Origin of the sequence: Bradyrhizobium sp. SZCCT0148, from assembly GCF_018129985.1 — a bacterium.
Classification (GTDB): Bacteria; Pseudomonadota; Alphaproteobacteria; order Rhizobiales; family Xanthobacteraceae; genus Bradyrhizobium; species Bradyrhizobium japonicum_H.
In genome coordinates this window covers 165,185-178,297 of record NZ_JAFCKT010000012.1, presented here as the reverse complement: position 1 = coordinate 178,297, position 13,113 = coordinate 165,185, and the positions used below count along the sequence as shown (strand labels likewise).

The 13,113-nt window shown below is 65.6% G+C and carries 15 protein-coding genes and 1 tRNA gene; 8 read left to right on the top strand and 8 right to left on the bottom strand.

Annotation, left to right across the window (positions count from 1 at the left end; all coding sequences use genetic code 11):
* Positions 1–270: 270 nt before the first annotated feature.
* Positions 271–924 (bottom strand): histidine phosphotransferase ChpT, encoded by a 654-nt coding sequence (chpT, locus tag JQ580_RS27550; protein ID WP_212283514.1) that lies wholly within the window; start codon positions 922–924, stop codon positions 271–273.
* A gap of 228 nt (positions 925–1,152) precedes the next feature.
* Here chpT and JQ580_RS27545 point away from each other — a divergent pair, with 228 nt between their 5' ends.
* Positions 1,153–1,935 carry a 3'(2'),5'-bisphosphate nucleotidase CysQ family protein gene (locus JQ580_RS27545; protein WP_212283533.1) on the top strand — a complete coding sequence of 261 codons (783 nt, stop codon included), beginning with the start codon at positions 1,153–1,155 and terminating at the stop codon, positions 1,933–1,935.
* 7 nt (positions 1,936–1,942) lie between these two features.
* On the opposite strand, the gene JQ580_RS27540 is transcribed toward JQ580_RS27545, so the two are convergent.
* Positions 1,943–2,428, bottom strand: coding sequence for a YHS domain-containing (seleno)protein (locus JQ580_RS27540; RefSeq protein WP_212283512.1), 486 nt, complete (start codon positions 2,426–2,428; stop codon positions 1,943–1,945).
* A gap of 138 nt (positions 2,429–2,566) precedes the next feature.
* Here JQ580_RS27540 and JQ580_RS27535 point away from each other — a divergent pair, with 138 nt between their 5' ends.
* The 4 genes from JQ580_RS27535 (at position 2,567) to JQ580_RS27520 (ending at position 5,833) form a co-directional block, all read left to right on the top strand.
* The gene (locus JQ580_RS27535; protein WP_106948931.1) at positions 2,567–3,172 is read left to right on the top strand and encodes a DUF1134 domain-containing protein; all 606 of its coding nucleotides are present in this window, start codon (positions 2,567–2,569) and stop codon (positions 3,170–3,172) included.
* Between the two features lie 119 nt (positions 3,173–3,291).
* Positions 3,292–4,584, top strand: coding sequence for a coiled-coil domain-containing protein (locus tag JQ580_RS27530; RefSeq protein ID WP_212283510.1), 1,293 nt, complete (start codon positions 3,292–3,294; stop codon positions 4,582–4,584).
* Positions 4,585–4,745: 161 nt separating this feature from the next.
* Positions 4,746–4,820 (top strand) — tRNA-Val (locus JQ580_RS27525).
* A gap of 239 nt (positions 4,821–5,059) precedes the next feature.
* Positions 5,060–5,833, top strand: a complete 774-nt coding sequence (locus JQ580_RS27520; RefSeq protein ID WP_212283508.1) for an SDR family NAD(P)-dependent oxidoreductase — start codon at positions 5,060–5,062, stop codon at positions 5,831–5,833.
* Between the two features lie 116 nt (positions 5,834–5,949).
* On the opposite strand, the gene JQ580_RS27515 is transcribed toward JQ580_RS27520, so the two are convergent.
* The 4 genes from JQ580_RS27515 to JQ580_RS27500 all read right to left on the bottom strand — a co-directional run bounded on the left by JQ580_RS27515 (position 5,950) and on the right by JQ580_RS27500 (position 8,251).
* On the bottom strand, positions 5,950–6,627 hold the full coding sequence (locus tag JQ580_RS27515; protein WP_212283506.1) for a hypothetical protein: 678 nt from the start codon (positions 6,625–6,627) through the stop codon (positions 5,950–5,952).
* A 118-nt stretch (positions 6,628–6,745) separates the two neighbouring features.
* Positions 6,746–7,228, bottom strand: a complete 483-nt coding sequence (gene greA / locus JQ580_RS27510; RefSeq protein ID WP_212283504.1) for a transcription elongation factor GreA — start codon at positions 7,226–7,228, stop codon at positions 6,746–6,748.
* 59 nt (positions 7,229–7,287) lie between these two features.
* Positions 7,288–7,773, bottom strand: coding sequence for a hypothetical protein (locus JQ580_RS27505; RefSeq protein WP_212283531.1), 486 nt, complete (start codon positions 7,771–7,773; stop codon positions 7,288–7,290).
* Positions 7,774–7,918: 145 nt separating this feature from the next.
* The gene (locus JQ580_RS27500) at positions 7,919–8,251 is read right to left on the bottom strand and encodes a hypothetical protein (protein WP_212283502.1); all 333 of its coding nucleotides are present in this window, start codon (positions 8,249–8,251) and stop codon (positions 7,919–7,921) included.
* A 283-nt stretch (positions 8,252–8,534) separates the two neighbouring features.
* Here JQ580_RS27500 and JQ580_RS27495 point away from each other — a divergent pair, with 283 nt between their 5' ends.
* Both JQ580_RS27495 and JQ580_RS27490 read left to right on the top strand, forming a co-directional pair.
* The gene (locus JQ580_RS27495) at positions 8,535–8,768 is read left to right on the top strand and encodes a DUF3551 domain-containing protein (protein WP_212283500.1); all 234 of its coding nucleotides are present in this window, start codon (positions 8,535–8,537) and stop codon (positions 8,766–8,768) included.
* 238 nt (positions 8,769–9,006) lie between these two features.
* Positions 9,007–9,951: a hypothetical protein gene (locus tag JQ580_RS27490; protein WP_212283498.1), complete on the top strand. Its 945-nt coding sequence runs from the start codon at positions 9,007–9,009 to the stop codon at positions 9,949–9,951.
* Positions 9,952–10,002: 51 nt separating this feature from the next.
* Here JQ580_RS27490 and JQ580_RS27485 read toward each other — a convergent pair whose 3' ends face one another.
* Positions 10,003–10,521, bottom strand: coding sequence for a hypothetical protein (locus JQ580_RS27485; protein WP_212283496.1), 519 nt, complete (start codon positions 10,519–10,521; stop codon positions 10,003–10,005).
* 184 nt (positions 10,522–10,705) lie between these two features.
* Positions 10,706–12,253 carry an acetolactate synthase large subunit gene (locus tag JQ580_RS27480; RefSeq protein WP_212283494.1) on the bottom strand — a complete coding sequence of 516 codons (1,548 nt, stop codon included), beginning with the start codon at positions 12,251–12,253 and terminating at the stop codon, positions 10,706–10,708.
* A gap of 251 nt (positions 12,254–12,504) precedes the next feature.
* Between JQ580_RS27480 and JQ580_RS27475 the strand changes: the two genes are divergently transcribed.
* On the top strand, positions 12,505–13,083 hold the full coding sequence (locus JQ580_RS27475; RefSeq protein WP_212283492.1) for a L,D-transpeptidase: 579 nt from the start codon (positions 12,505–12,507) through the stop codon (positions 13,081–13,083).
* The last annotated feature ends 30 nt before the right edge of the window (positions 13,084–13,113 follow it).

Genomic DNA, 13,113 nt, shown 5'->3' with positions numbered 1-13,113 from the left:
CTTCACCAGCTGATTGTCCACGGTGTCCAGGCTCTCGCTGGTCTCCGTCAAAAACTCCCGCAACAGATCATCCATGAAAACAGGCCTTCATACAGGGAGGGCACGCACGACTCGTGATGCGCCTATTCAGAATGGGGCCAGCTTCACCGCAAAGCGTTTAATATTGGTTGAGTATGTGCAAAAGAACGGAACCAACAAAAAGACAAGGCGCTCCGGACAAGCCGAAGCGCCTCGTAAAGATTTGATTAAGACGCCGGGCGCTGCGCGCGTTTACGAAGCGCTAATGATGATGGCTTCGCCTTCCGGCTTGAGCGTCACCGTGAGCCCGCAGGCCTGTGCCAGCAGCCGCGTATAATAAGGCTGGATCGCATGCGCGTCCGCGGCTGGGCCGCGCTCGCCGCTCAAGAGCTCGGAGATGTTCTGCGGCAGGCGCGCATTATGTCCGGTCGCGGTGATGCGAAAGCTCATCGTCTCGCCCTCGCCGATCGGGTCGATCGTCAGCGTGCCGCCGCGTGGGATGGTGTGCTGGGACACGACCAGCATGTTGAGCAGCAGCTTGACGCGGTTCTTCGGCAGCAGGAGCCGCGGCAGATTCCAGGTGATCGAGCACTTGCCGTCCTCGATGTGGCCGCGCGCCATGGTCTGGGCATCGCCGAGATCGATTTGCGCACCCGAGGAGCCGGCGGCGCCGAAGGCGAGACGGCAGAACTGGAGCCGGGCGGAGGCGGTCTTGGCGCTCTTGCGAATCAGGTCGAGCGCGAATTCGCGATCTTCCGGCTTGGGATCGTCGTCGAGCACTTCGAGCCCGTTGACGATGGCGCCGACGGGGCTGATGAGATCGTGACAGACCCGCGAGCACAGCAGCGCTGCGAGTTCGAGCATATCGGGAGCAGTGGCGGTCGCGGGCGACGAGGCGTCAGACATATAAAGGGGTCCTGGAGGGTTCCTGAAATTGCACGGCGCTGGACGCCGCGAATCACGCATGCTTGACGGATGCTGCGGGTTCTAACATTCGCCAGCCCGTGGCAGCTAGCTTGCGATAGGTTCGAAGCGGCCATAAAGGGCTGCGGACGAATCAACTGGGAGACGACTGTTGCTGACGAATGAGGCACACAGGTGAGGATCATCGATGCCGAGGCCGCATCCCGATTGATGGAGCCGCTCGCCGCGCTGGTGGTGAAGGCCGGCGAGGCGATCCTCGGCGTCAACCGCGCGGCGATGCGGATCGACGGCAAGCAGGACGGCTCGCCGGTAACCGAGGCCGACCTCGCCGCCGACCGCATCATCGCGGACGGCCTCGCCCAGCTTGCGGGCGACGTTCCGACGCTGTCGGAGGAGCGAACCGAGCTCGCCGCCCCGCCGTTCGAAGGCAGCTTCTTCCTGATCGACCCGCTCGACGGCACCAAGGAATTCGTCGCTGGTCGTGACGAATTCACCGTCAACCTCGCTTTGGTGACGTCAGGCGTGCCGCTGCTGGGCATCGTCGCCGCGCCTGCGCTCGGCCTGCTCTGGCGCGGCATCGTCGGCCGTGGCGCCGAGCGGGTGAGGTTTGACGGCGCTACCATCGGCGCGGCCGAGCCGATCCACACCCGCAAGCTGCCGGCGCCGGGCGAGCCCTGGATCGCGGCGGTCAGCCGCTCGCACGGCGATCCCAGGAGCGAAGCATTCATCGACAACAGGCCCAACGCCGTCAGACGGACCGTCGGCTCCGCCGTGAAATTCGGCCGGATCGCGGAAGGCAGCGCCGACATCTACCCCCGCTTCGGGCCCACGTGTGAATGGGACGTCGGGGCGGGCGCCGCGGTCGTGACCGCGGCCGGCGGCCGGGTGACCGACGGCCAGGGCGGCGAGTTGCGCTTCGGTGAGCGGCAGGCGAGCGGCTTCATCATCCCGGAGTTCATCGCCTGGGGCGACCCGGAGGCCGCGAGATTCTGAAGAGCCGCTACCGACCCAGCTCGTCGTAGAGCGCCGGCCAGCGCTTGCCGACCTCATAGAGGAACCGCTCGGGGTCGCTGGCGAAGGCGTCGCGATTGGCTTCCCGGCTGAACAAATAAAGCCGCTGCGCCACGATGGCGAAGAAGCGGGGATTGCCGGCGATGGTCACCCCGCGGGCGATATCGGCGGGATCGTAGCCGCCGAATTGCGGCCCGTAGATTTCCGGATGGGCCAGGAAGGAGGCGCGGTTGCCCTCGTTGCGGAAGCGCCAGACCGCGCCCCAGAGATTCGCCTCGAACTCCGCCGTGCCTTGCATGGCGGTGCCCTCGACGAAATAGGCGACGGGGTCGAAACCCTCGATGGCAACGCCGGTGAAGCGGTTGACGACGACACGCTCGGTGGTGGCGGCCTCGGCCGGCCGCACCGGGCCGACGATCACTATGCCCGACAGCAGGCAGACGAAGAGGCCGATCAAGGCGATTCCGGGGCGCAAAGGGCTATCTTCCTGCCGTTGTGCCGTCATAGTTGCTGCGGATAACATCCGAGTCGAGGGGACACCGGCGCAAGCTAGAGCCTCGCCTGTTGGCGTCAGGTTAAGGAAGCGACCGGTTTCGATACCAGGGGTTCTTTTATGACTTTCGCATCACGCCTTGCTGCGCTCGCGCTTGCCGCGATGGTCGGCTGGATCGTGCCGGCCTCGGCCCAGACGGCGCCGCCGCCCGATCTGCCGCCGCCGCAGCGAACCCCGACGCCCAGCACCTACGGGCCGGACGAGTTGGTCGGCGCCGGGCACCGCTTCTTCGGCAACGTCTCGCGCGGCCTTGCCTCGATCATCGAGAAGGCGGTCAGCCAATGGGGCCTGCCGAACGGCTACATCCTGGGTGAGGAAGGCTCCGGCGCGTTCGTCGCCGGCCTGCGCTATGGCGAGGGCACGCTCTACACCAAGAACGCCGGCGATCTGCGCGTCTACTGGCAGGGTCCCTCGCTCGGTTTCGACTGGGGCGGCGACGGCGCGCGCACCATGACACTCGTCTACAACCTGCCCGCCACCAACGCGATCTACCAGCGCTTCGCCGGCCTCGACGGCTCGGCCTACATCATCGGCGGCTTCGGCATGACGGCGCTCACCGCCAACAACATCGTGCTGGTGCCGATCCGCTCCGGCCTCGGCCTGCGGCTGGGTGCCAATATCGGCTATCTCAAATTCACGCCGCGAGCGACCTGGAACCCATTCTAGGCTGCCCTCCTCCCACCCGGGGACGATCAAGGTTAACGACAGAGCGGGGCTGGCTTTTTGCCGGCCCGCCATGGCATGGTCGTTGGTGAATTTTTCCTTAAGCTTGGGAGTTCTGGCCCATGGTCGAACCGATCATGTACCTGGCGATCGGTTTCCTGCTCTCGATGCTGTGCGGGCTCGCGATCGTGCCGCTGGTGCATAACCGCGCCGTGCGCCTGACCACGCGCCGGCTCGAGGCCGCGACGCCGCTGTCGATGGCGGAGATCCAGGCCGACAAGGACCAGCTTCGCGCCGAGTTCGCCATGTCGGCGCGGCGGCTCGAGATGAGCGTCGACCAGCTCAAGAACAAGACCACGAGCCAGCTCGCCGAACTCGGCAAGAAAAGCGACGCCATCAACCGCATGAAGATCGAACTCGGCGAGAAGAACGCCACGATCTTCGCGCTGGAGGCGCGCGAGAAGGCGGTGAAGGAGCAGCTCCGCGCCACCGAGGAGGAATTCAACGCCAAGACGGAAGCCTTGCGCGCCGCCGAGAACGCGCTGACCGACAAGCAGAACGAACTCGCCAAGATCAACACCGAGCTGTCCGACCGCTCGATGATGGCGGAGAGCCGCCAGGTCGAGCTGGTCGCCGTGCGCGCCCAGATCGAGGAATTGAAGAACCGCGTCGGCGATGCCGAGAAGGAATTTGCCGCGACGCAAGCGCGGCTGGCGCAGGAGCGGACCGAATCCGAGACCGCCACGCGCGAGCTCGGCGATGCCCGCGGCCGGGTCGAGAATCTGAGCCAGCGCGTCACCGAGCTCGATCGCCAGCTGATCGGACAGGTGAAGGAAGCCGAGATGCTGTCCGGCCGCGTCGCCGATCTCGAAGGCCGCCTCGCCACGCAGGGCAAGCTGCTGGCCGAGCGCGAGTACGAGAACAACCAGCTCCGCCAGCTCCACGAGGGCGACGAGCGCACCATCAAGGAGCTGCGCGTCGAGATCGCGGCCTTGAGCGGCGGCAAATCGTCGGCCGCCGCGGAGGCGCTGCGCGCGGAAAAGACCGCGCTGGAGGAGCAGCTGCGCACCACCCGCGACGAACGCGCCAAGCTGCAGCGCGACATCAACGCGATCCAGCAGCAGGCGGAAAGCTCCTGGGCGACGGAGCGCATGGAGAACGCGCTGCTCCGCGAGCGCATCAACGACATCGCCGCCGAAGTCGCAAAGCTCGCGATGCAGCTCGAAGGTCCGAACTCGCCGATCGAGGCGCTGCTGGCGGCCGAGGCCGGCCAGCCGCCGAAGCCGGCGCCGCGTCCGGCCAACGACGCCGCGAGCAATGGCACCCCGAGCCTGCCCGAGGGCGGCGGAACGCTGGCCGAGCGGATCCGGGCGCTGCAGGCCCACGCCTCCCGCGCCCGCCAGCAGGGCGCGTAAGCGGTTCGAAATCCGGCCGGGCCAGCGGAAAGGCGCGACCGGGCCGAGGTTTTCCAGCCCCGCAGCGCCTGGAAACTTGACACCTCAAGCCCGCACTTCTAAATCGCGGGCTCCACTGCGCCGGCCGGCCTGGAAAGTCCGGCCGTTGGCATGATGGTCCCGGGCGCATAGCTCAGCGGGAGAGCGTTCCCTTCACACGGGAGAGGTCCAAGGTTCGATCCCTTGTGCGCCCACCACGCTTCGCCAAAAGGCTTCGCGTGGCGCAGCCAAGTCAAAATCGCGAAAACAACCCCATGCACAGTAGCCGACGCCAGTCGGATCAATGGGTTATCAACCTCAATTCCTCCGCTCGCGTCACATTCTTTGGTCCGGCGTCTCAGGCCGAGGATCGAGCAATGACCTTCGTCGTTGTGCGATAGGTTCTAACGGCAACGGATGGATTGGCACGGCCTGAAAACTTCGCGGAGAGCGACGCATGGCAATGGTCTTCATCACCGGCAGCACTGACGGCCTCGGCCGGGCGGCGGCGCAATCGCTGATCGAGCAGGGACACAGCGTCGTGCTGCATGCGCGATCGCAAGATCGCGCCGACGCGCTCGGCGTGCTGCGATCAAGAGCCCACGGGATCGTATTGGGCGATCTCGGCAGTGCGGCCGAGACCAAGTCGATCGCCGCTCAGGTCAACGCGATCGGGCGCATGGATGCGATCATCCACAACGCCGGCGTCTACACCCGGCCCGGCCGCGGCGCGACGCCGGAGGGCCACGCCGAGACGCTCGCCATCAACACGCTTGCGCCCTACATGCTCACGGCGCTGATCGAGCAGCCCGGCCGCCTGGTCTATCTCAGCAGCGGATTGCACCGAGGCGGAGAAGGCTCGCTCGACGACCTCGACTGGACCAGGCGCTCCTGGGATTCAGCTAAGGCCTATGCCGAGAGCAAGCTGCACGTGGTCGCGCTGGCCTTCGCGTTGGCGCGGCGCTGGCCCGATGTTCTCTGCAATGCGGTCGATCCCGGCTGGGTGCGCACGAAGATGGGCGGCGCGGGTGCGCCGGTCGATATCGCGACGGGAGCACGGACACAGAGCTGGCTCGCGGCGAGCGAAGATCCTGCGGCCTTGGTCAGCGGGCGCTATTGGCATCATCTCGCGCAGCAGCAGCCGGCGAGTGAGGCGACCGATCCGAAATTTCAGGACGAGCTTATCGACAGATTGAACAAGCTGACGGGCGTCGAGCTGCCGGAGGCGTAGGCAACGATCATTCGTCATTGCGAGCGCAGCGAAGCAATCCTAAATCCTTCCACGGTGGCAGCCTGGATTGCTTTGTCGCTGGAGCTCTTCGTAGTGACGATGAAGAGGGCGCCGCGTCACGCCGTCCGCCTCGTCCTCCACACCGTGTAGAGACCAGCGAGCGTGCCGATCGCCGTCAGCGCTGCCGCGAGCAACAGCTGCAATTCCCCATCGTCGGTGGGGCCGACGGACGACACCAGCCTGGTCACGATGACGAACAATATGCCGACGGCGGCCGCAGCGCCCACGCAGAGATAAGCGAGCTCTCGCGTCAAATTGCGGCCGAGCAGTCCGAGCGCGGTGAAATACATCGCGCTGGCGTTGGGATGAACGAACAGCGCGATGCGCGCGTAGGCGCCATAGGCATCGAACAGGGATTCGCACCGATGCAGTGCCGCTTTCGAGGCGACCCGCTGCAGGAACGGCCGGAAGAAACGAGCCTGTCCGTAGCTGAGGACGGCGCCCACGATGATGGCGAGCCACGCCGCGACAAAGACGGAGCCATCCACGGCCTTCGGACTGAGCGCCACGGACATCAGGATCAGGGCCGTGCCGGGGAAATAGCCGAAATATGGGAATACCGCTTCCAGCAGCACGCAGACGAACATGAAGGCCGGAAACCATGCCGACCCGGTCGCGCCATGGACGATGGCGTTCAGGTCGAAAAGGCTCGTTTTATAAAGGACGAGATACATGCCCACGGCCAGTCCAGCCAGCGCGTAGAACGGCAACGCTCCCGTGAGAAACCGTCTCATCCAACCATCAGGCTTTGTTTGGCGGAGACGACGGCCTCGCGCTTGTCCGGATCATGCATTAGGCGAATGACACTGCTGCTGTCGAGAGCGCGGTTTGCCGCGATATTGGCGGGTGCTGCTAGGCGATGGACAGGATCTCGATCTCCTGCGCGCCTGCGCCGACCACGTCACCCACCGCCTTCCCCATCAACGACCGCGCCACCGGCGCGACGAACGAGATCGTCCCGGCCTTGGGGTCGGCTTCGTCCTCGCCGACGATGCGATAGGTCTGCACCCGGCCGTCGGCGCGGCTGAAGGTCACGGTGCTGCCGAAGGCGACGATGTCGTTCGACGCCGGGTTGGGAACGAGCTGCGCGGTGCGCAGGCGCTCCGCGAGATAGCGGGCGTCGCGCAACGGCACCGCCGATTGCCGGCGCTTCTCGTTGGCGTCCTCAATTGTCTGCGCGGCCTCATAGGCCTCGCGGGCCTGCTGAAGCTGCGCCTGCAAGGCCTGCAGGCCGGCCTCCGTCACGAGGTTCGGATGCGGCGAGATCGGGCGATCCGGCAACAGCGTCTCGGACGCGGTTTCGGCGCTTTCTTCCTTGGTAAAGGCGACGCTCACGTCAAATATCCTGTCGAACTGTCCTGAAGGCAACGCCGCACGCTGCCGATTGCTCCGGACTATATCTCAAGTTCGACGAAACGACGGAGCTTGAAGACGAGATCCGGCATGGCCTGGCGGAAACGCGTTGCGTTCTGGAAGCTGGTCGAGAACGGCGCGAAGGTGATCATGGCGTTCCAATGCCGGTAGCCATAGACCGTGACCGAGACGCCGGTCGCCGGAAAGTCCTCCAGCTTGCGCAGTTCGCCCAGCACGAGATCGGCGATCGCTTCGGCCGGCAGCAACTGTTTGCCATCCCGCGTCGTGACGATTTTCGCAGGCTGCCCGACCGGCTCCACGGCGGCCGGCGCAGGGTCGGGAGTTTCCTCCAGCTTGATCGATTTCGGCTGGGCGGCAGGCGCCGCCTCCGCTTCCGCTCCGTTCGAGGGCACTGTCGGCGGCCCCTCGGTGAGCGGCGGTGGAGCAACACTGTCTGCGCGCTTGTTGCCTCCAAGGATGCTGCTGATCATGGCCACGAGGCCAGCATCCTTCACGTCGTCACTCATCATTCCCCCCGGGATTCGGCCTACTCTAGCATTGCGCCCGCGGACCGCCACCGGGGATGTGACATCGGCAGCCGATCGGCGAGGGCCTACTTCGGCAGGCACCGGCGGCGCAACGGCTGATCGCGTCGCGCCGCCGTGCGATCGGCTATTGCTTATCGAACGGGATATATTGCTGGTACTGCTTGGGCACCGAGCTGCGATAGCGCGCGGGCACGGTGCCGCTGTCGACCGAGTGGTCGATCTCCTGCTGCCGCGTCATCTTCTTCGCCGGCTTCTTCGACGCGCTCTTCTTGGCGTCGGTCGGCTGGCTGGACGTGTCGGTGGCCGCAGCCGGCGCCGTCGTCGCGGCCGGCGCAACGGTCGTTGCCGCGGGCGCGGCGGTTCCGCCGGCAGCCGGCGTGGTCTGGGCCGGAGCGAGCGATGTTTGCATGATGAGCGCCAGCGCCGCTGTCGCGGCCAGCAAATATGATCTTTGCATGAGAACCTCCAAAAATGACCTGACCCGAACGAGACAGCATGAGCCTCAGGGAAAGCAACGCGAGCGGGTTCGATCACGTTAGGCCAAACGGCCGTCCGCGAACTGTGGCCGAGATCACATTGCTCGCCGCTGCTTGGCGCATCATAGACGCATGTCGAACGCAATGCCCACTCCGGACACCAAGACATATACGACAAAGTGTCGGGCCCATCCCGGAACCCGCGCATCGCGCTGCGTGTTCTCTCGTCAACTGTTCTTCCAACCATCCTTCAAGGAGACCGAAATGCGCCGCACCATCCTCACCCTTGCCTCGTTCGCGGCCCTGATGGCCGCGATGGCTCCGATGGCTCAGGCTCACGCCGCAAACGACAGATATTGCCTGCAGGGCCGCATGTGGGGCTATCCCGGCAACTGCCAGTTCGCGAGCTATCAGCAGTGCCAGGCCTCCGCCTCCGGCACGTCGGCCTATTGCGGCATCAACCCGCGCTACGCCTATTCGCAGCAGCGCGCCTACTGACGAGACGACGGCTGAAGACATGCGGCGTGCGTTGGGACGCACGCCGCGCGCCGGGGGGACCAAGCCTATGGCTTGGGCCGTCCTGGCCGTCGCGTGTGGTGCTCACTTGCCACAACGCCTCGCGAACAGACTGCATGTTCGAGGCTGCCGATTGCCCGGTTTCGGCAAGTCATGACAATTGGCGTCAGGATGCCTATTCCGATTCGCATGGCATCGTGACAGGCAGTCCGGGGACGTCGTGCACAAGGCAGCATTCATCGCATCCGGCCTCTTCATCCTCACCGCTCCGGCATTCGCCGCCGATCTGCCGATCAAGGCCATCAGGCCTGCCGAGCCGTTCAATCCCTGGCAGATCGAGGTCGGCGCACGGTACTGGTACAGCATCGGCCGCACGGCTTACGACTTGCACACCAGCGGCGCACGATCTTCCCCGGTCATTTCGCGGCTCGACTATCACAACATGAGCACGCATTCGGGAGAGATCTTCTTCCGGATCGACAGCCCCGCGAAGTTCTTCGTGAAGGGCTATGGAGGCTTTGGCGGCATCAGCGGCGGCACCATGAACGACGAGGATTTCCCGCCGTTCTTCAACGGGCCGTACACGAAGACGGAGAGCCAGACGCGCGGCTTTCTGGGTTACGCCAATCTCGATGTCGGCTATTCATTCTACGAATCCCGTCCCGTCAATGCGGAGCCGCGCCTTCGCCTGGGTGGCTTCGTCGGCTATCATTACCGCGGCGAACTGGCCGACGCATGGGGCTGTCGGCAGACCGTGCCCGGCGGTCAGATCTGCGAAGCTGCCGGCGTCCTCGCCGGCAACGTCAAGGTCATCACCGAGCGCGACATCCTGCACACGGTCCGCGCGGGCGCCGTGGCCGATCTCTGGTTTACGCCGGCGCTCAAGCTGACCGTCGATGCCGCCTACACCTATTCCGACGTGAGAGCTTTCGACACGCACTACTTCACCTTCGGCACCGAGCCCTCTCGCGGGTACGGCCACGGCTTTCAGCTCGAGACGGTGATGTCCTACGCCGTGACGCCCAACGCAAATGTGGGGATCGGCGCTCGCTACTGGCACGCCGGACTCAACAACTTTACCGAGCCGGCTGCCCAGGCCGGGCAGGCGGAGACCTATCAGGTCGACCGCTACGGCACCTTCATCCAGAGCAGCTTCAGGTTCTGAGCAAGGAGCCCTCGCCAGGGCCGCTCGAGAATCTACCGCGAGCCACCTCCCTCATGACGTCCCGGCAAGACCCGCCTCGTTCAGCCGATCGGCGAACCACACCGCCAAGGCCCGGTCGGGCACGCCGCCGAAATAAACGTCCGACAACACGACGCCGGATTTATCCAGCACCAGCAGCACGCCGATCGTGTAGGCGAACCAGATATGCGGATCGGTGAGCGCCCTCAGCTTGTGCTCGTCGTGCTCCAACGGTGTATGATTGCTGGCCTTGCGGATCTCCACGGTGAGCAGATTGTTCGGGATCTCGCGCTGGTGCACGGCGACGTCGGGATAGATCGACTTGCCGAGATGGTCGTCGGTCGAGATGATGGTGCCGTGCGGCAGATGCAGCGTGCGCTCGCCGAGCCGGTCGTAGTTGCAGTCGACCGACCAGCCGGCGAACTGCTTCTCGAGATGCACGGCGAAGCGGTGCGTGACCGCGCGCTCGCCGACGTCCTTTTCGAACAGGAAACCTTCTCGGGCGTAGAAGTCCCCGAGCGCCGCGATCACCTTGTTCAGCTCGGTCTGCATGATGCCTCCGGGCTCCACGCGCACTCACGTGCGCCGCCGCCGGACCCTCATGGTAAGGATGCGCGGAACGCGCGTCTCGAACCATGCAGGCCCGTATCCCGCCTCTAGCCATCCTTCGAGGCGCCCGCGTGCCGCGGGCCCCTCAAAGATGAGGCCAGGAATTCGCGGCGCGATCGGCCAGACCTTACATCTGCACTTCGATCAGCCGCGGACCCGGCTCGGCCACGGCCTCGGCCAGCGCCTTGTTGAACTCGTCGGCATTGGTGACGGCGCGGCCGGGCACGCCCATGCCCTTGGCCAGCGCCACGAAATCCAGCGTCGGCCGGTCGAGCCGGAGCATGTCGTTGGCGCGCTGCCCGGGTTCGCCGGCACCGACATTGTCGAATTCGCCGCGCAGGATCTGGTAGATGCGATTGGCGAACACGATGGTGACGATGTTGAGGTTTTCGCGGGCCTGGGTCCACAGCGACTGGATCGTGTACATCGCGCTGCCGTCGCCGACCATGCAGATCACCTTGCGGTCCGGGCAGGCAATCGCGGCGCCGATCGACAGCGGCGTCGAGAAACCGATCGAGCCGCCCATGTTCTGCAGCCAGTCGTGCGGGGCGGCCGCCGCGGTTGGCGGGAAGAAGGCGCGGCCGGTGGTCAGCGACTCGTCGACCAGGATCGCATTCTCGGGGATCGCGTAGGCGATCGACTGCGCGATCGAAGCGTGGGTCAGCGCACCGGTGGGCTTGACCAGTTCCTGCAAGGCTTGCGGCTTGACATCCTTGGCGCTGGCCTTCACGGCCCCGGCCAGCGCTTCGAGCGCGGCGACCGAGTTCTCACCCCAGGCCGTCATGCGGTGCACGTCGCAGCCCTCGGGCCTGAGCACGCTCGGCTTGTTCGGATAGGCGAAGAACGCCACGGGATCGTCGGACTCAACCAGCACGATGTGACGGAACCTGGCCAGCATCGGCAGCGCCTGATCGATGACATAGTGGATGCGGTCGATCGAGTAGCGGCCGCGGCCGCGGGCCATCCTGGGCCGGAAGGTCGGACCCATCACGGTGCAGCCGGTCTTGGCGGCGATGCGCTCGGCGAGCGCCAGGCCCTCCTCCGAGAGCGCGCTGCCCGTCATCAGCAAGAGCGTGCCCTCGCCGTCGCCATGCAGGATCTTTGCGGCCTGCTCGACCGCCTGGGGCGAATAGCTCGCACGCTGCTGCTCGGCGGGCACCTCGGCGATGCCGTCGGCCTCGTTCCAGGCGGTGTCGGCGGGCAGGATCAGGGTCGCGATCTGCGGCGGCGCGCTCTTGGCGGCGGCAATGGCGGCGGCGCCGTCGGCGGCGACCGACTTCGAATCCGGTGATGTCCGGACCCAGGACGACATGGGCCGGGCCAGGCCTTCGATGTCCGAGGTCAGCGGCGCGTTGTAGCCGATGTGGTAGACGGCGTGCTGGCCGACGATGTTCACGATGCCGGAGTTGGCCTTCTTGGCGTTATGCAGATTGGCAAGGCCGTTGGCGAGGCCGGGGCCGAGATGCAGCAGCGTCGAGGCGGGCGTGCCCTTCATGCGGAAATAGCCGTCGGCGGCGCCGGTCACCACGCCTTCGAACAGGCCGAGCACGCAGCGCATGCCGGGCACGCGGTCGAGCGCTGCGACAAAATGCATCTCGGAGGTGCCTGGGTTGGTGAAGCAGACGTCCACCCCACCCTTGACCATCGTCCGCACCAGGCTTTCCGCACCGTTCATCCGCAAGCTCCCGCAACCGCCATATCCAGAGTTCCGTTTGATCAATCATTGTTCGCTCGCCCCGTCAAAGCAATAGGCGGCATCGCGGCCCTGCCCTGTGTGGGTTTGGCTAACGCTTTTCGGCAAACGGCATGGTTGCCGATTTGATAACGCCTGTGCCCGACGATGTCCCTCACGGGGCCGTGGCTTGCGAAAAGCCCGCAAATATGGCCTGTGGCCTTTGTTGAATGGTTTTTTTGCTGGGGGAAACAATGATCCGGTTTTTTGCCGCTCCGATTGCCGCCATCGCACTGCTGTCGGCCATGGCGGGCGGCGCACGCGCCGAAGAGTTCGACTCGCGTGACATCATGGGCGGCGGCCCGAACTTCTTCCGCGGCGGCTCCAGCCCGATCCCCCGCACCACCGTCATGTACAACGGCAATTACGCCCCCGGCACGATCGTGGTGAACACCACGGAGCGCCGGCTGTATCTGGTGCTCCAGAATGGCCAGGCCTTGCGCTACGGCATCGGCGTCGGCCGCGACGGCTTCCGCTGGGGCGGGGTGCACAAGATCACCGCCAAGAAGGAATGGCCGGACTGGACGCCCCCGTCGCAGATGCTGGCCCGCCGGCCCGATCTGCCGCGGCACATGAAGGGCGGCATCGACAATCCGCTCGGCGCGCGCGCGATGTATCTGGGCTCGACGCTGTACCGCATCCACGGCTCCAACGAGCCGGAGACGATCGGCCAGGCGGTGTCCTCGGGCTGCTTCCGCATGACCAATGAGGACGTCAGCGATCTCTACGGCCGCGTCGGGGTCGGCACCACGGTGGTGGTGCTGAACAACTAGGCGCACGCTTTCGGGAACCCGCAGGCCGCG